At 69.4% G+C, this 19466-nt stretch carries 19 protein-coding genes and 1 pseudogene; 11 read left to right on the top strand and 9 right to left on the bottom strand.

Features of this window, described 5'->3' with window-relative positions; translation table 11 throughout:
• Nucleotides 1-20: 20 nt before the first annotated feature.
• Nucleotides 21-635: a TetR/AcrR family transcriptional regulator gene (locus tag IG90_RS0123120; RefSeq protein WP_245170720.1), complete on the bottom strand. Its 615-nt coding sequence runs from the start codon at nucleotides 633-635 to the stop codon at nucleotides 21-23.
• Nucleotides 636-847: 212 nt separating this feature from the next.
• Between IG90_RS0123120 and IG90_RS0123115 the strand changes: the two genes are divergently transcribed.
• From IG90_RS0123115 to IG90_RS0123095, 5 genes are read left to right on the top strand one after another with little or no spacing between them, the layout of a single operon-like run.
• Nucleotides 848-2065: a cytochrome P450 family protein gene (locus IG90_RS0123115; protein ID WP_157846338.1), complete on the top strand. Its 1218-nt coding sequence runs from the start codon at nucleotides 848-850 to the stop codon at nucleotides 2063-2065.
• 43 nt (nucleotides 2066-2108) lie between these two features.
• Nucleotides 2109-2888 (top strand): HipA family kinase, encoded by a 780-nt coding sequence (locus IG90_RS0123110; RefSeq protein ID WP_233436065.1) that lies wholly within the window; start codon nucleotides 2109-2111, stop codon nucleotides 2886-2888.
• A complete protein-coding gene (locus IG90_RS0123105) occupies nucleotides 2885-3280 on the top strand; it encodes a DUF3037 domain-containing protein (protein WP_030587697.1) in 396 nt (131 codons plus the stop codon). Before IG90_RS0123110 ends, IG90_RS0123105 begins: the two co-directional genes overlap by 4 nt.
• A 59-nt stretch (nucleotides 3281-3339) precedes the next feature.
• Nucleotides 3340-4710 (top strand): crotonyl-CoA carboxylase/reductase, encoded by a 1371-nt coding sequence (ccrA, locus tag IG90_RS0123100; RefSeq protein WP_030587694.1) that lies wholly within the window; start codon nucleotides 3340-3342, stop codon nucleotides 4708-4710.
• Nucleotides 4711-4738: 28 nt separating this feature from the next.
• Nucleotides 4739-5584, top strand: coding sequence for a phytanoyl-CoA dioxygenase family protein (locus IG90_RS0123095; protein WP_030587691.1), 846 nt, complete (start codon nucleotides 4739-4741; stop codon nucleotides 5582-5584).
• A gap of 205 nt (nucleotides 5585-5789) precedes the next feature.
• On the opposite strand, the gene IG90_RS43705 is transcribed toward IG90_RS0123095, so the two are convergent.
• The 4 genes and pseudogenes from IG90_RS43705 to IG90_RS0123070 form a co-directional block, all read right to left on the bottom strand.
• Nucleotides 5790-6607, bottom strand: a protein-coding gene (locus tag IG90_RS43705; protein ID WP_411572643.1) for an IS5 family transposase whose coding sequence is annotated in 2 segments (ribosomal slippage) — nucleotides 5790-6257 and nucleotides 6260-6607 — 816 coding nt in all. Because the reading frame shifts where the segments join, the coding sequence is not laid out codon by codon here.
• A 25-nt stretch (nucleotides 6608-6632) separates the two neighbouring features.
• Nucleotides 6633-7103, bottom strand: coding sequence for a hypothetical protein (locus IG90_RS0123080; RefSeq protein WP_157846339.1), 471 nt, complete (start codon nucleotides 7101-7103; stop codon nucleotides 6633-6635).
• 343 nt (nucleotides 7104-7446) lie between these two features.
• Nucleotides 7447-8040, bottom strand: a pseudogene (locus IG90_RS0123075) (CNNM domain-containing protein); the annotation flags it as partial.
• Nucleotides 8041-8490: 450 nt separating this feature from the next.
• The gene (locus tag IG90_RS0123070) at nucleotides 8491-8925 is read right to left on the bottom strand and encodes an arsenate reductase ArsC (protein WP_030587677.1); all 435 of its coding nucleotides are present in this window, start codon (nucleotides 8923-8925) and stop codon (nucleotides 8491-8493) included.
• 91 nt (nucleotides 8926-9016) lie between these two features.
• Here IG90_RS0123070 and IG90_RS0123065 point away from each other — a divergent pair, with 91 nt between their 5' ends.
• From IG90_RS0123065 to IG90_RS0123050, 4 genes are all read left to right on the top strand, one after another.
• A complete protein-coding gene (locus tag IG90_RS0123065; RefSeq protein WP_030587673.1) occupies nucleotides 9017-9325 on the top strand; it encodes an ArsR/SmtB family transcription factor in 309 nt (102 codons plus the stop codon).
• A complete protein-coding gene (gene arsB, locus IG90_RS0123060; protein WP_030587668.1) occupies nucleotides 9322-10440 on the top strand; it encodes an ACR3 family arsenite efflux transporter in 1119 nt (372 codons plus the stop codon). The genes IG90_RS0123065 and arsB overlap by 4 nt, the downstream gene beginning before the upstream one ends.
• Entirely contained in the window at nucleotides 10437-11498 is a 1062-nt protein-coding gene (locus IG90_RS0123055; protein ID WP_030587664.1) for an ArsO family NAD(P)H-dependent flavin-containing monooxygenase, read from the top strand. Before arsB ends, IG90_RS0123055 begins: the two co-directional genes overlap by 4 nt.
• 122 nt (nucleotides 11499-11620) lie before the next feature.
• The gene (locus tag IG90_RS0123050) at nucleotides 11621-12790 is read left to right on the top strand and encodes a hypothetical protein (RefSeq protein WP_233436066.1); all 1170 of its coding nucleotides are present in this window, start codon (nucleotides 11621-11623) and stop codon (nucleotides 12788-12790) included.
• Between the two features lie 17 nt (nucleotides 12791-12807).
• Here the strand turns inward: IG90_RS0123050 and IG90_RS0123045 are convergent, their stop codons facing one another.
• The 3 genes from IG90_RS0123045 to IG90_RS0123035 all read right to left on the bottom strand — a co-directional run bounded on the left by IG90_RS0123045 (nucleotide 12808) and on the right by IG90_RS0123035 (nucleotide 15039).
• Nucleotides 12808-13461, bottom strand: a complete 654-nt coding sequence (locus IG90_RS0123045; protein ID WP_157846340.1) for a hypothetical protein — start codon at nucleotides 13459-13461, stop codon at nucleotides 12808-12810.
• A 96-nt stretch (nucleotides 13462-13557) separates the two neighbouring features.
• A complete protein-coding gene (locus IG90_RS0123040; protein ID WP_030587655.1) occupies nucleotides 13558-13935 on the bottom strand; it encodes an ArsR/SmtB family transcription factor in 378 nt (125 codons plus the stop codon).
• Nucleotides 13936-13977: 42 nt separating this feature from the next.
• The gene (locus IG90_RS0123035; protein WP_030587652.1) at nucleotides 13978-15039 is read right to left on the bottom strand and encodes a flavin-containing monooxygenase; all 1062 of its coding nucleotides are present in this window, start codon (nucleotides 15037-15039) and stop codon (nucleotides 13978-13980) included.
• A 110-nt stretch (nucleotides 15040-15149) separates the two neighbouring features.
• On the opposite strand from IG90_RS0123035, the gene IG90_RS0123030 reads away from it, so the two are divergent.
• Nucleotides 15150-16556, top strand: a complete 1407-nt coding sequence (locus IG90_RS0123030) for an NAD(P)-binding domain-containing protein (protein WP_030587648.1) — start codon at nucleotides 15150-15152, stop codon at nucleotides 16554-16556.
• A complete protein-coding gene (locus IG90_RS0123025) occupies nucleotides 16553-17848 on the top strand; it encodes an MFS transporter (protein ID WP_078585385.1) in 1296 nt (431 codons plus the stop codon). The genes IG90_RS0123030 and IG90_RS0123025 overlap by 4 nt, the downstream gene beginning before the upstream one ends.
• On the opposite strand, the gene IG90_RS0123020 is transcribed toward IG90_RS0123025, so the two are convergent.
• Complete coding sequence (locus tag IG90_RS0123020; protein WP_051860222.1) at nucleotides 17816-19000, bottom strand: hypothetical protein; 1185 nt, start codon at nucleotides 18998-19000, stop codon at nucleotides 17816-17818. The two genes, IG90_RS0123025 and IG90_RS0123020, sit on opposite strands and share 33 nt — an antisense overlap.
• Between the last annotated feature and the right edge of the window lie 466 nt (nucleotides 19001-19466).

The raw sequence follows: 19466 nt of genomic DNA, 5'->3' as shown, positions 1-19466 counted from the left end.
AGAAGGGACCGGCCGACGGCTCAGGGAGTGGTGCCGCTCTCCGGGGCGGGCGGACCGGTGGGTTCGGTGGTCCCGGCGCGGGCCAGCGCGGTCCACGACCGCATCAGCAGATCCACCACGTCCATGACGCCCCCGGCCGGGCTCTCGCCGGCCGAGAGCACGCGCTGGATGGAGAGTCCGTCGTCCAGGGCGTGCACGATCAGGGCGAGCAGCTCCACCGGCGCGGGCGGGGTGACCGAGCGGGCGGCGAAACCCTGCGTGAGGGCCTGGGCCATCGCCTCGCGGGAGCGGCGCTCGCGGTCGGCCAGCACGGACAGCACTGCAGGATCGCGCATGCCGTAGAGCCACAGCTCGGTGCGCAGGGCCAGCCAGCTCGCGAAGTTCTTGTCCCGCTCGCGGTGCCAGGTGCGCAGGTGCTCGATCGTCTCCTCGAACGAGCCGGCGTTGGCGCTGAGTGCCTGTACCTCGGCCAGTTCGCGCTCGGTGCGCTGCTCCAGGAGGGCCAGGATCAGCTGTTGCTTGCCGTCGAAGTTGCCGTAGAAGGCGCCCCGGGTGTATCCGGCGCGTTCCACGATCTGTTCGACCGAGGTGCCGTTGACGCCGCATTCGGCGAACAGGTCGGCAGCTGCCTGCAGCAGCTCCTGGCGCGTGATTTCCCGGCTCTCCTGCCGGGTGAGTCGTTTGCTGATGATCGGCCTCCTTCCGAGAACTCAGATACAGTACCGCATTCTGATACAGTCATGTATCTGAATGCTGCCTGGTTCAACCCGGAGTGTGCCGCACCGCTCGCCAGCGGCCCCCGTCAACACCCGGATCAGCGTTGTGAAGCTAGCGAATGGGGATGTTGGTGACCGGAACATTCGATTGGACGGACGTCGAGTTCGACCTGTCCGACGTCAATTTCGTGACCGACCGCGAGGCGGGGGAACGCTGGACAGGAGCGCCCCGACCGGTGTGCCCGGGCCGCTTCTCCGATGGCAACGACGTCTACGTCGTCACCCGTTACGAGGCGGTCCGCAGCCTGTTCGCCGATCGCCGGGTCAGCAACCACCCGCCGGAGGGCGTCCACCTCGACAGCATGCGCCGCCGCGGCGTGCCCGAGGAGCTGCTCAAGTACTTCGACTCGACGATCATGACGATGGTGCCGGAGGACCACCGGCGCGTGCGGTCCCTGATCGACCGGGCGTTCTCGGTGCGCCGGGTCAAGTCCCTGCGCCCCCGGATCGAGTCGCTCGCGGACCAGCTGCTCGACCGGATGGACCCCGGAGGCGAGACGGACCTCGTCGCCGAGTACGCCCACCCGATCTCCACCACGGTCATCTGTGAACTCCTCGGCGTCGACGACGAGTACCGCGACCAGTGGCTGAAGTGGTCCGAGGCGTTCACCACTTTCGTCCGCCCCGACCCGGAGATCCTGCCGCCCGCGCTGCACGGCATGGTCGACACGGTCATCCGGCTGATAGGCGCGCGCCGTGCCCAGCCCGGCGACGACCTGATCTCCGACCTGGTCCAGGTCAGCGACGAGACCGAGAAGCTCGACGAGGTCGAACTCGTCGCTCTGGTCCTGGTTTTGGTGCAGGCCGGGCTCGACACGGTCCGGCACTCGATCTCGCTCAGCTTCTTCAACCTCCTGACCCACCCCGACCAGCTGGAGCTGGTCAAGACGCAGCCGGAGAACACCGTGCGGGCGGTGCGCGAGCTGGTGCGCTACTCCGGCCCGATCAAGATGGCCCTGCCGCGCTTCGCCGCGGAGCCGATCGAGATCGACGGGGTGACCATCCCCAAGGACGGCCAGATCCAGCTCGTGGTCGGCGCCGCCAACAACGACCCGGAGCGCTTCACCAACCCGCGCGTCCTCGACGTCACCCGCGACGACAACCCGCAGCTGAGCTTCGCCGCCGGCGACCACTTCTGCCCCGGGGCGTCGCTGGCCACGGCGGAGACCGAGATCGCGCTCAACAAGCTATTCGGGCGCTTCCCCGACGTGCGCCTGGCCGCCGACCCCGACGAGGTCGGCCCGCGCTTCCTGAAGGCCGTCACACGACTGCCCGTCCGGCTCGTGTGACCACCGTTTCCATGCCCGACAACGACCAGCAGGATGAGTTTTGTTGCAAAAAGTATTAGGAACGCAGTATCTGACCCCGCTGCGTGAGGGCGGATCGCTGCCCGGCTTGGTGGAAGCCGACAACGACGGCGTCTACGTCGTGAAGTTCCGTGGCGCGGGCCAGGGCACCGCGGCCCTGGTCGCGGAGATCGTCGTCGGCGAGCTCGGCCGGCGACTCGGCATCCGCGTCCCCGAACTCGTCACCGTCGACATCGACCCGGAGATGGCACGCCGGGACCCCGACCAGGAGATCCAGGAACTGCTGCGGGCCAGCGCCGGCGAGAACCTGGGCATGGACTTTCTGCCCGGCTCGGTCGGTTACGACGGAGTCGGATGGGAGCCGCCCGCCGAGGAGGCCGCCAGGATCTACTGGCTGGACGCGCTGACCGCCAACGTCGACCGTACCTGGTCTAATCCCAACCTGATCATCTGGCACCGCCAGCTCTGGGCCATCGACCACGGTGCCGCACTGCTGTTCCAGCACTCCTGGCCGGCCGTCACCGCCTGGGCCGAGCGCCGGTACGACCTGTCCCAGCACGTGCTCGCCGACCTGGTCGCCACCCTCGACCCGGCCGTCCTCGCCAAACTCGACGCCGCACTCGCCGAGACGGTGACCGCCGAGGCACTGACCGAGATCACCGCCTTGGTCCCGGACAGCTTCCTGCTGGGCATGAACTCCGTTCCCCCGGACGCGGACCCGGCCGGCCTGCGGCAACGCTACGTGCACTACCTGCTCACCCGATGCGCCGGACCCCGCGCGTGGTGGCCGGAGGAGGACGCATGACCACCGCCACGCCGTCCGTCCTCAGCTTCGACTACGCCCTGCTGCGTGCCGTCCCGCGCGTCGACCGCAGCGAACAGATCAACGTCGGGGCGCTGCTCTACTGCCCCGGCGCGGACTACCTCTGCGCCGCGGTCCACATCGACGCCGATCGCCTTCGAGCGCTCGACCCCGACGTCGACATCGACATGGTCACCGCGGCCCTGGACACCATCCGCGCGGTGTGTGCGGGCGGTCCCGAGGGCGGTCCCGCCGGGGCCGGCACCCGCGGGGCGCGCTTCGGCTGGCTCACCGCACCCCGCAGCACCGTGATCCAAACCAGTCCCGTGCACGGCGGACTCACCACCGATCCGGCCGCCGAGCTCAAGCGCCTGATGGGACGGCTCGTGCACTGACCCGGGCGGCGGCCCGCCGGTCCCTCAGCTTCCGCAGTCGCGTACACGGAGGAGCACAGATGCAAGACATCATCAGCGCCGTTCTCGACCCGGACACCCGGCCGGCGGACTTCGCCGCACTGCCCGTGCCGGAGAGCTACCGCGCGGTGACCCTGCACGCGGACGAGGCCGAGATATTCGTCGGAGTCGCGGCCGAGGACCGCGATCCGCGCCGGTCGGTGCACCTCGACGAGGTCGCCGTTCCCCAAGTCGGGCCCGGGGAGGCACTGGTGGCGGTGATGGCCAGCTCGGTCAACTACAACACCGTGTGGTCCTCGCTCTTCGAACCGTTGCCGACCTTCACGTTCCTGGCCCGGTACGGCCGCCGCTCACCCCTGGCCCGTCGTCACGACCTGCCCTACCACGTCATCGGCTCCGACCTCTCCGGAGTCGTGCTGCGCACCGGGCCCGGCGTGTTCGCGTGGAAGCCCGGCGACGAGGTCGTCGCGCACTGCCTGTCGGCCGAGTTGGAGGCGCCCGACGGACACAGCGACACGATGCTCGACCCGGACCAGCGCATCTGGGGGTACGAGACCAACTTCGGCGGCCTGGCCCAACTGGCGCTGGTCAAAGCGAACCAGCTGATGCCCAAGCCGGCGCACCTGACATGGGAGGAGGCGAGCACGCCCGGTCTGGTCGCCTCCACCGCGTACCGGCAGCTGGTCTCCCGCAACGGCGCCCAGATGAAGCAGGGCGACAACGTGCTCATCTGGGGCGCATCCGGCGGCGTGGGGGCGTTCGCGACGCAGTTCGCGCTGGCCGGCGGCGCGAACCCGATCTGCGTGGTGTCCAGCCCGACCAAGGCCGCCATCTGCCGGGCGATGGGCGCCGACGCGGTCATCGACCGCGCGGACGAGGGCTACACGTTCTGGAAGGACGAATACACACAGGACCCGGCGGAATGGAAACGGTTCGGCCGCCGGATCCGGGAGCTCACCGGCGGGGAGGACCCCGACATCGTCTTCGAACATCCCGGCCGGGACACCTTCGGCGCCTCGGTGTACGTCACCCGCAAGGGCGGCACCATCGTGACCTGTGCCTCCACCTCTGGCTACCGCCACGAGTACGACAACCGCTACCTGTGGATGTCGCTCAAACGGATCGTCGGATCGCATTTCGCCAACTACCGGGAGGCGTGGGAGTCCAACCGCCTCATCGCCAAGGGCAAGATCCACCCCACCCTCTCCCGGACGTACACCCTGCAACACGCCGGGCAGGCAGTCGACGACGTGTATCGCAACCGGCACATCGGCAAGGTCGGCGTGCTGGCCCTGGCACCGCACGAGGGGCTGGGCGTCCGCGACACCGCGATGCGCGACGAGCATCTCGACGCGATCAACCGATTCCGGCAGCCAGAGCGCGCCGAGAGCCTCAAGGACGTCACGTCCTGAACCGCACGCCTTCATGGAGGGGAAACAAATGACCGACAAAAACCTTGTCACGGTCCGTTCCGACGCCGATCTCGACCGAGTCTGCAATCTCCTCGAAGAGGACGGTGCAGTCGTCGTGGAGGAATTTCTGGACCCCGACACCCGAGAGGCCCTCTGGGCCGACCTGGGTCCCGCGCTGGAGAAGTTCGGCTACGGCGACAATGATTTCTCCGGCCACAAGACCAAACGGATGTCCTCGCTGTTCGCCCGCAGCCGGCACATGGCCTCCGTTGCGCTGCATCCGTTGTTCCTCGGCGCTGCCCGCCGGCTCATTCAGCAGCCCGTACCGGTGTGGTTCAGCGGTCAGCAGGTGAACATCTCACCCAACATCCAGGTCAGCGCAACCCAGGTGATCCAAATCTGGCCCGACGAGGGTGCGCAGTGGCTGCACCGCGACGACACCTCTCACCTGCGGCCCTACCCCGCGCCCACCACACGGCTCCAGGTCATGGTCGCGATGACTGATTTCACTGCCGAGAACGGCGCGACCATGACGATCCCGGGAAGTCACCGCTGGGACGACGAGCGGGCGCCGCAGCGCGACGAGGCGGTGCCGGCCGAGATGCCGGCCGGATCCGCGCTGATCTGGCTCGGCGGTCTCTATCACGGTGGCGGGCATAATGCATCCACTGAGCCGCGTACCGGGCTGACCCTGTCGTATATCGCCGGCAACATGCGACAGGAGGAGAATCAGTATCTCGCGGTGCCGATGGATGTGGTCCGCGAGTACCCCGAAGAGTTGCAGCGTCTCCTGGGCTACGACGTCTGTCCTCCATTCCTCGGCTGGTACGAATCCAGTAACCCGCATACTCTGCTCGCCGAGCGCGCCGGTTGACGAGCTTCCCGCGTCGGCCGTCAGCCGCCTTCGATTTCCGAAGATGAAAGACTGGGAATCTCGGTTTCCCTTCCTGTTTCTTGTCGGCGTGAATACGTGCCTTTATTGCGACGCGGGCGCCCGGCGAATTCACCCAAGAAGCGGGAGGCGTCCCGGTGGGGACGCCTCCCGGAGTTCCCGGAGGGCATTTTGCTTAGAGCTTGTCTCACGTGGTGAGTTTTGCGAGTTTCTTGTAGCAGGTCAGGGCCGCTGCGAGTCCGAGGAAGGCCAGAAAGTGGCTGCCTTTGCGCTCGTACCGGACGGTCAGGCGGCGGTAGCCGAAGAGCCAGGAGATCGACCGTTCGATCTTCCAGCGGTGTCGGCCGAGACGCTCGCTGGACTCGATGCCGGGTCGGGCGATGCGCGGGACGATGCCCCGCTCGCGCAGCCACTTCAGCCTCTCGGCGGAGTGGTACGCCTTGTCGGCGCGGAGCCTGCCGGGCCGACGTCTGCGGGGGCCGCGCCGGGAGCGGATGGCGGGTATGCCCAGCACCAGCGGCAGGAGCGCCTGGCTGTCATGAACGTTCGCCCCTGAGACGCCAAGGGTGAGAGGGAGGCCCTGGGCGTCGGCCAGGACATGGAGCTTGCTGCCTTTCTTGCCCCGGTCGACCGGATTGCGCCCGGTCAGCGATCCCCCTTTTTCGCGCGGACGGAGGCGGCGTCCACGATCGCCGAGGTCCAGTCCACCTCGCCACGGGCGCCGAGTTCGTCCAGAACGACCTGGTGCAGCCGCCGCCACAGCCCGTCCTTGGTCCATGCGGAGAACCGGCGATGGGCGGTGGCCGGCGAGACGCCAAATGTCTCCGGCAGGTGCCGCCAGGCACAGCCGCTGGTCAGCACGTACACCACGGCCGTGAACACCGCCCGCTCATCCACCGGGGCCGTGCCTCCGCCTTGCGGACGGGAAACGAACGAAGGCAGCAACGGTGCGACCAGTGACCAAAGTTCGTCAGGAACCAACCGCTGCGACAAACCAACACCCATGGCACAGCATCATGCCGCATCAACCTCACACCACGTGAGACAAGCTCATAGTCACCGACCCGCCGACCTCGGTCGTCCCGGACTTCTTGGAGGTGAACTTGAAATCAAGAGTGCGGGACGTCTTGTTCTCGACGAAGGTCGAGTACTTGACGGACATGGTGTTCTTCTTGTTCCGTGTGATCTTGAAGAACCAGCCGGGCTTGCACTCGATCCTCTCCGGCTCCACATCCGGCAGGTCCGCCTCCGGAGTGACCGTGTCCTCGGGTTCACCCGGAACGGGCAGATCCTCTTCGAGCTCCCGGCCCTCGACGTCCACGCCGACAAGCATCTCGTCGTCCGGCAGGTCCTCGCCTGCTGCGAACGCAGCGGCGTGCGGCACGCCGGCACCGAGGATGAGCACCACCAGGGCGGTAGCCGTACTGATGCGGGCAAGTCTGCACTTCACTAGCATGTACTTCTGCTGGTCGGTGCGGGCATGTCGCCCGGCGCACCTCATGGCCTGGAAACCGTGTGCGCTAGGCAGTGCCCGCGCCTCCAGGAACCCTGGAGGTGAGAGGGACAGTAATCAGTACCGGGCCCGGCCGACAGGCGCCTTTAGCGAGTGGCCGGAACCACCCGATGGGAAAATTCGGACAATGGTTACCGTTTCCCCATTGGGGACCCTTCTGATCGCCCAAACCGGGCAAATCATCGAAATATAATGGCTGATCTTCGTGCCGAGGAACCTCAAGTTCCCCTCAGCGGGGCATCGGTCACCAATTCAACAATGTGCTGCAGCGAGCTCTGTTTCTCGCAAATGGCAGCCACGGCACACGACCGGGCTGGCCTCACCCCGCGCCCTCGAGGGCGCCTTCGGCGGCCGAGTGCCGGGCGAGCGCGACCAGTTCCTCCGGACTGCGGGCGGAGGCCAGCTCCTCGGTCGGCTCCAGGCCGAAGCGGCGTACGAACCGGTTGGCGGTGCTGTTCAGGTGGTGGATGAAGGGGCCGAACGCGGCGGTGAAGCCGCGCTGCGGGCTGGCCGCCACCTTGGCGGCGGCCAGCGGGCGCGAGATGGCCCAGTTCTTCGGCACCAGCTCACCCACCACCATCAGCACCACGGCGGAGGCGGCCACAGCCAGCACGGTCGCCACTGGTGAGGTGGCACCGCCCAGGCCGACAACCTGAAGTGGGCCGCGCAGTAGCGCCGCGAGCGACGGCTCGGCCAGCATGCCGATCACCAGCGAGGTCACCGTAATGCCCAGTTGCGCGCCGGAGAGCTGGACAGTCAAGCGGCGTACGGCCTTCAGAGCGCCCTCGGCACCGTGCTCGCCCGCCTCCGCAGCCAACTCCAGGTCGGCGCGCTCGACGGTGGTCAGAGAGAACTCGGCTGCGACGAACACCGCACACGCCAAGGTCAGTGCCAAGGCCAGGAGCAGCAGCAGGACTTCGGTCACCGTGCCACCCCCGATCCCTCACACATGCGTGGCGGGCTGGCACTGGGAGGTTCACCCATGGCGGGTCTGCTGCTCCTTCGTGGCTCATCGGCTCGGGCGGTCTTGGTGTGACTTGGTGAGGCGGCTACACCGGACCCCCAGAGTAAAGGGACGGCAAAGCTGCCTTGCGGGGCGACGTCCGCCGTCCGCACGGGTGGTTTTCGGACGTTCCGCTGGGATGTCGTCCGTGCGGGGCGCCCCGCCTCTCGCGCCGCGCTCACCGAACTGCTCGAAGGCTGCACGGCTGACGCCGAACCGCACGTCACGCTGCCAAGTGGGGAACATCGGCGGGGGAGAGGTCGGGGCGGGCAGCTGGTACCAGGCACGTATTCCAGGGCTGCGGTATTCCTACGCCAGCAGGGCCCCTGAGTGACAGGGCTGTGCGCGCGATGACGACGTCGGCTACTCCGCTTACGCAGTCGCTTCTGGCTCGGCCGGGGCGATCTCGGCGATCAGATCCTCGACCAGGGCCTTAATCTCGTCGCGGATCGGGCGGACAGCCTCGACGCCCTGTCCGGCCGGGTCGTCCAACTTCCAGTCCAGGTAGCGCTTGCCAGGGAAGACAGGGCAGGTGTCGCCGCAGCCCATGGTGATGCACACGTCGGACTCCTTCACCGCGTCCACGGTGAGGATCTTCGGGACCTCGGCGGAGATGTCGATGCCGACCTCGGCCATCGCGGCGACGGCGGCCGGGTTGACCTGCTCGCCCGGGTTGGAGCCGGCGGAGCGGACCTCGACGCGGTCCCCGGCAAGGCGGGTCAGCCAGGCGGCGGCCATCTGGGAACGGCCGGCGTTATGGACGCAGACGAACAGGACGGACGGCTTCGTGCCGGGGCTCTCGGGCATGAGGGGCTCTCCCGTCTCGCGGCGGCTGCACGCCACCCATGACATCAACATCCGCTGGTATCAGCGAACGGTGATGTGACAGTATCAGCGCATGCTGACTTCAGTCGATCCTGATGTGATCCGGGCGCTGGGCGATCCGCTCCGGCTGCAGATCGTGACCCTGCTGGCGCGCGAGACGCTGTGCACCACGCATCTGGTGGAGGAGACCGGGGCCAAGCAGACCAACCTGTCCAACCACATGAAGGTGCTGCGCGAGGCCGGGCTGGTGGAGACCGAGCCGTGCGGCCGCTTCACCTACTACAAGCTCAAGCCCGACGTCCTGGCCGACCTGTCCGGACAGTTCGCCGCGCTCGCCGAATCCGCCCGCACAGCCGCCGAGAACAAGAGGGCCTGCCCGTGACCTCCACCGAGCCCACCGCTTCCCGCGCCCAGAGCGCTGAGGCGGCCGGGGACGACTCGATCGTCAAAAAGCTCTCCACCCTCGACCGTTACCTCGCGGTGTGGATCCTGTTCGCCATGGCCGCCGGTCTCGGTCTGGGGCGGCTCATCCCTGGCCTGAACGACGCGCTCGCGAAGGTGGAGATTGGCGGGATCTCCCTGCCGATCGCGCTCGGTCTGCTGATCATGATGTACCCGGTGCTGGCGAAGGTCCGCTACGACCGGCTCGACGCCGTCATCGGCGACCGCAAGCTGATGGCCTCCTCGCTGGTCATCAACTGGATCGTCGGCCCGGCGGTCATGTTCGCGCTCGCGTGGATCTTCCTGCCGGACCTGCCCGAGTACCGCACGGGTCTGATCATCGTGGGCCTGGCCCGTTGTATCGCCATGGTGATCATCTGGAACGACCTGGCCTGCGGCGACCGCGAGGCCGCCGCCGTCCTGGTCGCCCTCAATTCGGTCTTCCAGGTCCTGGCGTTCGGCCTGCTGGGCTGGTTCTACCTCGACCTGCTGCCCGGCTGGCTGGGCCTGGGCGACGGCGAGCACCTCGACATCTCCATGTGGAAGATCGCGCTGAATGTGGTCATCTTCCTCGGCATCCCGCTGCTGGCCGGCTTCCTCACTCGCCGCCTGGGCGAGAAGAAGCTCGGCCGCGCCGACTATGAGCAGCGGTTCCTGCCGAAGATCGGGCCGTGGGCGCTGTACGGGCTGCTGTTCACGATCGTCATTCTCTTCGCCCTCCAGGGGAAGACCATCACCTCGCAGCCGCTGGACGTCGCCCGGATCGCGCTGCCGCTGCTGGTCTACTTCGCCGTGATGTTCTTCGGGACCTTCCTCCTGGGCAAGGGCTTGGGTCTGGCCTATGACCGCACCGCGACCCTCGCCTTCACCGCGGCGGGCAACAACTTCGAGCTGGCCATCGCGGTCGCCATCGCCACCTTCGGCGTCACCTCCGGCCAGGCCCTGTCCGGCGTCGTCGGCCCGCTCATCGAAGTACCGGTGCTCATCGGCCTGGTCTACGTCGCGCTCTCCTGGCGCCGGAAGTTCGCCGCCGACGCGGTGACGACGGCCCCGTGACCCAGCGCACGGATGTGGTGGTGGTCGGCGGCGGCCAGGCAGGACTCGCCGCCGGCTACCACCTGCGCCGCCAAGGTCTCGACTTCGTGATCCTGGACGCCGAGGCGGCGCCGGGCGGGTCCTGGCAGCACATGTGGGACTCGCTGCACCTGTTCTCCCCGGCCGCGCACTCCTCGCTGCCCGGCCGCCTCATGCCCGCCCAAGGAGGCGAGACGTACCCGGGCGCCGGGCACGTGGTGGACTACCTGACCGACTACGAAAAGCGCTACGACCTGCCCGTCCAGCACGGCACCCGCGTGGACGCCGTGCGCCGTGATGCAGACCGGCTCCTGGTCGAAGCGGACTCCGGCACCTGGCGGGCCCGTGCGGTCATCAGCGCCACCGGCAACTGGTCGCGGCCGTTTCTGCCCGCCGTGCCCGGCCGCAGTACCTTCACCGGGCGGCAGCTGCACACGGTGAACTACCGCTGTCCGGCCGACTTCGCCGACCAGCGTGTCGTCGTGGTCGGCGGCGGAAACTCCGGCGCCCAGATCGCCGCCGACCTCGCCCTGGACGGCCGTGTCCAGGTGACGTGGGTGACGCAGCGCCCGCCGCGGTTCCTGCCGGACGACATCGACGGCCGTGCCCTGTTCGATGTCGCCACCGCCCGCCGCCGCGCCCTCGACGCCGGCCGTAACGACACCGGTGGGGTGGCTTCGCTCGGCGACATCGTGGCCGTGCCGCCCGTCCGCGCCGCCCGCGACGCCGGACTCCTGACCGCGAAGCCGATGTTCACCCAGCTCACCGCTGCCGGTGTCCGGTGGGCCGACGGCAGCCAGAGCGACGCGGACGCGATCGTCTGGTGCACCGGCTTCCGCCCGGCACTGGCCCACCTCGCCCCGCTGAACCTGCGCGGCCCGCGCGGCCACATCCCCACCGACGGGACACGTGCCCTCGGCGAGCCGCGGCTGCACCTGCTCGGCTACGGCGACTGGACCGGCCCGGCCTCGGCCACCCTCATCGGCGTCGGCCGCCCGGCACGGGACGCCGCCCGCGAAGTCGCTGGCCTGCTCACGTAGGCACCGGAGCGGCCGCCGCGCTGTCACCGCCCTGTTCACCCCGTTGCGTACAGCTCCCCCTTGTCAGTGACACCAGCGACAATTCCTCCCGACGGCGCCGTGGGGCAGGGGGATGCGCACGCATGCAGACAGACGACTTTTTCCGCGACAGGCCCGACGAGCACCCGGACTGGCCTGACCACAGGCCGGGCGAATGGGTGTGTCAGCTATGGCAGTTGGATGTCGAGCTGATGGAGTCCCTGCGGTTCGGTCCCCTGCCCGACCGCCCGGACCTGGACGTGGCCGTGGCGCTGACCCGGTTGCTGCACGAGGACTTCGTCGCCCGGGGCACACGCCACGACGAACGGATGAATGACGAGGAAGTCGTCCTCGCCGTCAAAGCACACCGAGCGGTCCTCGAACGCCTGGGCCTGGAGTCGCCGCAGCTGCCGTTTCGCCATCACAGCGGCTTCTACGACTACTGGCGCAAGAACGACATGTCCGGAGGCGGCGGATGGCAGGCGCGCCGCGAGTGCATCGAAGAGCTGCTGGGGCCGACCAGGCAGGCCCTGGAGGACCTGCAGGAGGCCGAGTACGAGCAGCGTTTCAAGAACGGCCCCCGTGGCACCTTCAAGAACCTCATCTTCGCGGCCGTCGGCCCGAAGCCGCAGATCGTGCTGCGGGACGCGGTGAGCAACGAGGTGGAGATCGTCCGGAACGCCGAGAACTGCCTTGTGTACAAGGACCCACTGCCGCTACAGGGCCTGACCTGGCGGCAGATGGTCACCTGGTGGCAGGCGCACCACATGCCGGACACCGAGGAACCGGAGGCCGCCGATGCCCTGTACCGGCGGCTGTACCGCTCCCTGGATTCCCTGCCAGAGCAGACGGTCCTGCGCACGTACTGCGCCCGCTACGCCGAACCCGACGGGTTCGACCTGCCCGCCCTTATCCCGCAGGTCTACCTGCACTACGACCCCTACACCCGCAAGAGCGGCGGACACAGCGGTGCCCTGCACCGCGAGCGCATGGACTTCCTGCTGCTGGCCCCCGACCGCTCCCGCATCGTGATCGAGGTCGACGGCGCCCACCACTACGGCATCAAGAACCCCACCGGCGCGGACGGCCGCACCACGTACGCCGCCTCGCCCAGGCTGTACTCGGAGATGGTCGCCGAGGACCGCCGCCTGCGGCTGGCCGGCTATGAGATCTACCGCTTCGGCGGCTGGGAACTCACCCGGCCCGACAGCCCGCAAGTCATCTCCGACTTCTTCACCGAGCTCCTCACCCGCCACAAGAAGCCGACACCGTAGCGACAGCAGGCACCGCTTCAGTAGCCAGGCGTGTCCATGGCCTCCATGTACTCGATCTGCCAGTTCTCGTACTCACCGAGATGAGCCGAGTAGCCGCCCCACAGCAGGTGCGCCAGCTTGTGCAGCTCGTTCACCTGCTCGTAGAAGTTGACGTTCTGCTGCACGGGCCGGGCGGGAGCCCGGCCGGCGCCGTGGCCGACCACGGCGTACCGGTAGGTCTCTCCTGTCGCATCCTCGCTGTCGAGCCAGTTCAGCTGACTCCAGGACTCCGGGTCGATGCGCTGTTCCACCTTGGGCAGGTCCAGCAGGGCCAGGTACCGGTTGAGGCAGTCCGCCAGTCTCCTGATGTTGTGCGTGCGCAGACGCTTGTCCAACTGGTCAGGGCTGAGGTCTTCTTCTCCTGTGTAGCCCTCGCGCAGGGCGCACTGGGCGGCCTTGCGGATTAGCCACTTCAGCGACAGTTCGATGCTGTGCCGGTAGTTGTAGAGGATCGGCAGGGGCATCCGGTCGTCCGGGCCGTGGGCGATCCAGTGTCGGGCGCCGGTCTCGGCGACTCGCAGATAGCCGCCAGCTAGGGCGAGATCGTCCTCGCTGGCACCGCCCCAGACGGCGATCTCGGCATTTGCCCAGCGAGGCCGGGGCAGGCTCAACCGGTCTTCTGCTTCCTCCATCCCGTCAGGATGGCAACCGCCCGCCTCGTCCACTATCGCTTTTGGCAACTGCCCGCCGCCACAGCGTCCCTGGGCGTTACGGGCGTCCGAGTGTGGTCAGGACACAGCCGATGCACCTACCAGCAGTTGGCCCATGGCGGCGAGCACGGACGGCTCGACGCGGTAGTAGACCCAGGTGCCGCGCCGCTCGGATGTGAGCAGCCCGGCTTCCTTGAGCTTCTTCAGGTGGTGGGAGACGGTGGGCTGGGAGACGCCGACGTCTGAGATGTCGCACACGCACGCCTCGCCGCCCTCATGGGAGGCCACGGCAGAGAACAGCCGCAGGCGGACCGGGTCACCGAGGGCCTTGAACATCCGCGCAGCGGTCTCGGCCTCGTCGGCGGTCATCGGGCGTTCGGTCAGCGGCGGGCAGCAGGGCGCCACGCCCTGGCCGTCGGCGGGCTCGAGCAGCGGCAGCACCTTCGCATTCGACATGCGTCTATGTTGACACACATCGAACCAGTGCCGAGAGCTCCGTCAGCGGCGCGCGAGATGGGCGGCGAGGCGCCGGGCGACGCGGTCCGCGTCCCGGCCGACGCCGCGCAGCGAGTTCGACGACAGGCTGCGCTGCCATTCCAGCCCGACGAACGCCAGCCCCGGCACAGCGGTGGCGAGGCCCTCGCGGTGCCGGGGGGTTCCCTCGTCGTCCAGGGCGCCGTGGAGAGGGGCGAGGTAGGGCAGGTCGGGGCGGTAGCCAGTGGCGAGCACGATTGCGTCAACCTCCTCCCGCTGTCCGTCCGGCCAGAGGAGCTTGGGCCCGACCGCGCCGGTGAACAGCGCCCGCCGGTCGGGCCGGCCTGCGGCCAGGGCGGCCCGGTAACGGCCGTCGTCGAGAACCGGCTGGGCTGGCGGGCGCGCGAGAAACCGGCCAAGGGGCGCCGTGTCCAGGCCGGTACGGACCGTCCAGAAGTGCAGGTCGCGGCCGAGGATGCGCTGAGCGGCGAACTTCACCGGCCCGCGTGTGGCGAGGGTGACGTGGGCGGTCTCGGCGAGCTCGGCGGCGATCTGCACCGCGGAGTTCCCGGCCCCCACCACAACCACCCGGCAGCCGGAGAAGGGGGCCGGACTGCAGTAGTCGGCGGCGTGCAGCACCTGCCCGGTGAACTCCTCCAGGCCTGGCAGCGCGGGCCGGTGCGGGTGTCCGAACGTCCCGGAGGCCGCCACGACGGCCCGCGCGGACAGTCGGCCGCCGCCCTCCAGCTCCACCGCGAAGCCGTCGCCGGTGCGGCGGACCGCAGTTATGCGGCAGCCCGTGCGGATCTCTGCGTCCAGGCGGCCGGCGTAGGCGGTGAGGTAGGCGACGACCTCGTCGCGGTGCGGGTAGCGGTCGCGGTCGGCGCCGGGGAACGGCATCCCGGGCAGGGAGCTGTACCGGGCGGGCGAGAACAGCGTGAGGCTGTCGTAGTAGTGCGGCCACGACCCGGCCGCCCGGTCGGAGGCCTCCAGCACCACCGGCCGCAGCCCGCGGCGCAGCAGCGCGTGGGCGGTGGCGAGGCCGGACTGACCACCGCCGATCACGGCGACGTCGATGTGCTCCATCAGCGAATCCCCCTGAGTTCGACGAATGTCTATGTTGACGCTCATCAATACAGGTGCCATGCTGGGCCGCGCAAGCCATCGACAGATGTCGAAACACGCAAGGAGTCGCCGTGAACGCGCCCGCCACCACCGAGCTGCCCGTCGTCGTGATCGGAGCCGGACCCGCCGGCCTGGCCGCCGCCGCCCACCTCATCGACCAGGGCATCGAACCCCTGGTCCTGGAAGCCGGCCCGGCCGTCGGCGCCGCGGTGCGCGAGTGGTCTCACGTGCGCCTGTTCTCCACCTGGGGCGAGGTCGTCGACCCCGCCGCCGAGAAGCTCCTCGCCCCCACCGGCTGGATGCGCCCCGACCCCGCCACCTATCCCTCCGGCGGCGACTGGGCCGAGCAGTACCTGCAGCCGCTCGCCGACGTCCTCGGCGAACGCGTCCGCACCGGAGCCACCGTCACCGGCGTCTCCCGGACGGGCAGGGACCGGATCGTGGACACCGACCGCGAGCAGCAGCCGTTCGTCGTGCACGTCGCCCACGCCGACGGCCAGGAGGAGCGTCTCTTCGCCCGCGCCGTCATCGACGCCTCCGGCACCTGGACCACGCCGTCCCCGGCCGGCGGCAGCGGCCTTGCCGCGCTCGGTGAGAAGGCCGCAGCCGACCGGATCACCTACCGCGTCCCGGACCTGAAGGACCCCGCCGTCCGCGGCCGGTATGCGGGCAAGCGCACCGCCGTGATCGGCTCCGGCGCCTCCGCGTTCACCGCTCTCGCCTACCTCGCCGACCTCGCCAAGTCCAACGACGGCGCGGGCACGAAGGGCGTGTGGATCCTGCGCCGGGGCATCTCCGGCTCAACCTTCGGCGGCGGCGAAGCCGACCAGCTCCCCGCCCGCGGCGCCCTGGGCCTGGCCGCCAAGGCCGCCGTCGACGAGGGCCACGCGGACGCGGTCACCGGATTCCGCACCGAGGCGATCGAGCGGGCCGACGACGGCCGCCTGGTCCTGGTCGGCGAGGACGGCCGCCGCCTGGACCCGGTCGACGAGGTCATCGTGCTGACCGGCTTCCGCCCCGACCTGTCCTTCCTCGACGAACTCCGCCTCGGGCTCGACGAGCGCCTCCAGGCCCCCGTGGCCCTGGCTCCGCTGATCGACCCCAACCAGCACTCCTGCGGCACCGTCTACCCGCACGGCCACCGCGAGCTCTCCCACCCCGAGCAGGGCGTGTATCTGGTCGGGATGAAGTCCTACGGCCGTGCCCCGACGTTCCTGGCGATGACCGGTTACGAGCAGGTCCGCTCCGTGGCCGCCGCGATCGCCGGTGACCTCGAGTCCGCCGACCGCGTGGAACTGACCCTGCCCGAGACCGGAGTCTGCGGCGGCGCCGGCCTCTTCGACGCCCCCGACGCCGCTGAGGCCGACGGTGGTGGCTGCTGCGCGCCCGCTCCGCAGCTCGTCCAGCTCGGAGCCCCCGCCACGGCCGCGGCGACGGCTGGCGAGGAGGCACCGGCAGGCGGCTGCTGCGGCTCGTGACCACCCTGGGCACCCCTCCACACGGGGCCGCGACCGGATCGGGGGACCGGTCGCGGCCCCGCGCAGTCCTGCCCGCCCTGTGCGCCACGCAGATCGTGAGCTGGGGCATCGTCTACTACGCCTTTCCCGTCCTCAACCCCCAGATCACCAGCGAAACCGGCTGGCCGGCCGGGGCGACCACCGCGGCGTTCTCCCTCGGCCTCGTCGTCTCCGCCCTCACCGGGATCCGCGTCGGGCGCATCCTCGACCGGCGAGGCCCCCGCGCCGTCATGACCACAGGGTCTGTGGTCGGCGTGGTCAGCCTGCTGATCGTGGCCGCGGCCCCGAACATCCCGGTCTTCATTGCCGGTTGGACGCTGGCCGGCCTCGCCATGGCAGCCACCTTCTACCAGCCGGCGTTCGCTGCTCTGACCCGCTGGTGGGCCCCCGACCACGTGCGCGCGCTGACGATCGTCACCCTCGCCGGCGGCCTCGCCTCTACCGCCTTCGCACCCCTGACCGCAGCCCTCGCCGGCCACCTGTCCTGGCGCTACACCTACCTCGTACTTGCCGGCATCCTCGCCGCCGTCACCATCCCCGCCCACGCCCTTGCCCTGCGCGCACCCTGGCCCAACCCCGCAACCGCCCCGGCACGCACGGGCACAAGCGCAGGTGCTGCCGGGGTCGTGCGCAGCCGACCCTTCCTCCTGCTCGCCACTGCCTTCACCCTCTCGGCCTTCGCGATGTACGCCGTGGTCGTCGCCCTCGTCCCCCTCCTGCTGGAACGCGGGTACACCACCAGCCAGGCGGCCTGGGCCCTCGGCATCGGTGGCGCCGGACAGACCCTCGGCCGCACCCTGTACGCAGCCCTCGCCCGCCGCACCGCCGCCACCGCCCGCACCACGATCCTGATTGCCCTCGGCGGCCTGACCACCGCCGCCTTCGCCGCCGTCCCCGGCCCGTACGCCCTGCTCATCGCCGTGTCGGTCGTGGCTGGCATGGTCCGCGGCAACCTCACTCTGCTACAGGCGACCGCCATCACCGACCGCTGGGGCGCCACCCACTACGGACGCCTCTCCGGGGTCCTCGCCGCACCGGCAACCACAGCCGCAGCCCTCGCCCCCTTCGCGGGCGCCGCCCTCGCCACACCCCTGGGCGGCTACGGACCGCTCTTCCTCCTCCTCGCCTCCGTCTCGGTGGCCGCCGCCCTCACCGCGCCATGGACAGGCATCCCCCGAACGTCGCTGAGGGACTCTCGCAAACGGTCCGTGAAGCGGCGCTCAGTCCCGGTCTTCCGTAGAACGAGCCGCTAGGTAGCTGTTCCAGTCGCGGGCGGCTCTCCGGGTCCACTGCAGGGCTGCGCTGATGCTGATGCCGAGGGTGTCGCTGAGCACTGACGCGGGCAGGTCTGCGGCCAGTGCGAGCAGAGCGGTGTTACGGCTGGGGCGGGCGGGCAAGCCGTGCAGACGCATCTTGCGCGCGAGTGCGGGGGCTGAGTGGTGGGTCCCAGCGGCGTAGCCGGGGATGAGCCAGCTGGGGCGCGGCGTGATACGACCTACCGCCGAGATCGGCTCGGTGTGGTCGGCCTGACGCTGCAGCAGCTGGTGGACAGCGGGGGGCAGCGCCACGGGATGCTCGCCTATGCGCAGGTGAGGCGGGCTGCCGCCTGTGAGGTCGGAACGCGTGAGAGCAACGATTCGCGTGATCGGCATTCCGTACAGCAGCGTGAGGGCCCCGGTCACCCGCACATCCAGGGGCAGCGCCTCGTCATGCAGGCAGCGTCGCAGGTGCGTCCAGTGCTCGGACTCGCTCCACCAGCAGTGGGGTTCATCGCGGGGGCGGTCGCTGACCTCAAGATTCCCGGTGAGACGACGCTCGTGGGCCCAGCGCAGGAACAGCCGGACATGTCGGCGATCCCGGTGCTCAGACAGCCACGTGTCGATGTCACCTTGAGTCAGGTCGGCGAGCGGTATGTCGTGGGTGTCCAGCCAGGTGAGAAACGCGGCAGTGCAGCGAATGGCGCTGCGTACCGCTGCCGCGCTGGCCGGCGTGAAGCGACCTCGTGCCGCCCGTCGCCGGGCCCGTCGCAAGAGGGCCCATTCTGCGTAGATGTGCAGGGTGCGGCGGTGTTGCGCGGGGAGCGGCGTGAGCGTGCGCTCCAGCCAGGGCTGCAAGCCTGCCAGGGACTCATTGCGTGGCGGAAGGACACCGAGGTGGACGAGGGTGGCACGCAGCGACGTCGCCCCCTGTCCGGGGTCGGCCGAGTCAAGCGTCTTGTGGGTGAGCGGGAGATCGTCGGCGACCAGGCGACGCAGGCATGCGGCTCCACCGCGTGGCTTGTCCAGCCAGACCAGGATCGAACGCGCTCTGGGGACGCGCACCAACGCCCCAAGCAGCGGCCGGACTTCTGCGGGGACTTCGCCGCGGCTGCTGAGGAATTCGGTGGCGAGGCGGTCACGCAACACGCAGCGGGCGCAGCGGGTACCACGTTCGGTTTCCCGGCCCGAACCGCAGGTCGAGCACAGATAGGCGTTGGTGGCGCCGGAGCACACTCCGCACGTACCCCGTCCACCCGGGCCCGGACCGATCAAGGGCCGAGTGCGACCGCACGTGGCGCACGGACGCGGGTGCGCGCGGATGTAGCCGTAGCAGGAAGCGCATACGCCTCCTAACGGCCATCGAGCCCGGCGCCGCTTGTGCTGCCCGCACCGCGTGCAGGGAACGACAGGGTGCGACCGGCAGGAACTGCAGCGCGGCACTCCCGCCCGAAGACCAGTACAGGGCCGTAACCTTCGGCAGTCGATGCACACGGCCATTGGCCCCTTGGCACAGGACCGGCAAAGTTCAGGAGCACCGTTGCGTGCCCTGACGTGGATGACGGTTGTCCTGCCGCACAGTCCGCACTCCCGCGGCAGACGGTGAGCGCGGTAG

The sequence above is a fragment of the Streptomyces anulatus genome (assembly GCF_000721175.1).
In the GTDB taxonomy this organism is placed as follows: domain Bacteria; phylum Actinomycetota; class Actinomycetes; order Streptomycetales; family Streptomycetaceae; genus Streptomyces; species Streptomyces anulatus_C.
This window is presented reverse-complemented; position numbering and strand designations above follow the sequence as displayed.

Excerpts from the sequence above, each read along its gene's own strand:
- ccrA (WP_030587694.1), top strand. The coding sequence starts at position 3,340 with ATGCAAGACATCATCAGCGCCGTTCTCGACCCGGACACCCGGCCGGCG.
- IG90_RS0123080 (WP_157846339.1), bottom strand. The coding sequence starts at position 7,103 with ATGAGGTGCGCCGGGCGACATGCCCGCACCGACCAGCAGAAGTACATG.
- IG90_RS0123070 (WP_030587677.1), bottom strand. The coding sequence starts at position 8,925 with ATGCCCGAGAGCCCCGGCACGAAGCCGTCCGTCCTGTTCGTCTGCGTC.
- IG90_RS0123065 (WP_030587673.1), top strand. The coding sequence starts at position 9,017 with ATGCTGACTTCAGTCGATCCTGATGTGATCCGGGCGCTGGGCGATCCG.
- IG90_RS0123045 (WP_157846340.1), bottom strand. The coding sequence starts at position 13,461 with ATGGAGGAAGCAGAAGACCGGTTGAGCCTGCCCCGGCCTCGCTGGGCA.
- IG90_RS0123050 (WP_233436066.1), top strand. The coding sequence starts at position 11,621 with ATGCAGACAGACGACTTTTTCCGCGACAGGCCCGACGAGCACCCGGAC.
- IG90_RS0123095 (WP_030587691.1), top strand. The coding sequence starts at position 4,739 with ATGACCGACAAAAACCTTGTCACGGTCCGTTCCGACGCCGATCTCGAC.
- IG90_RS0123040 (WP_030587655.1), bottom strand. The coding sequence starts at position 13,935 with ATGTCGAATGCGAAGGTGCTGCCGCTGCTCGAGCCCGCCGACGGCCAG.
- IG90_RS0123035 (WP_030587652.1), bottom strand. The coding sequence starts at position 15,039 with ATGGAGCACATCGACGTCGCCGTGATCGGCGGTGGTCAGTCCGGCCTC.
- IG90_RS0123105 (WP_030587697.1), top strand. The coding sequence starts at position 2,885 with ATGACCACCGCCACGCCGTCCGTCCTCAGCTTCGACTACGCCCTGCTG.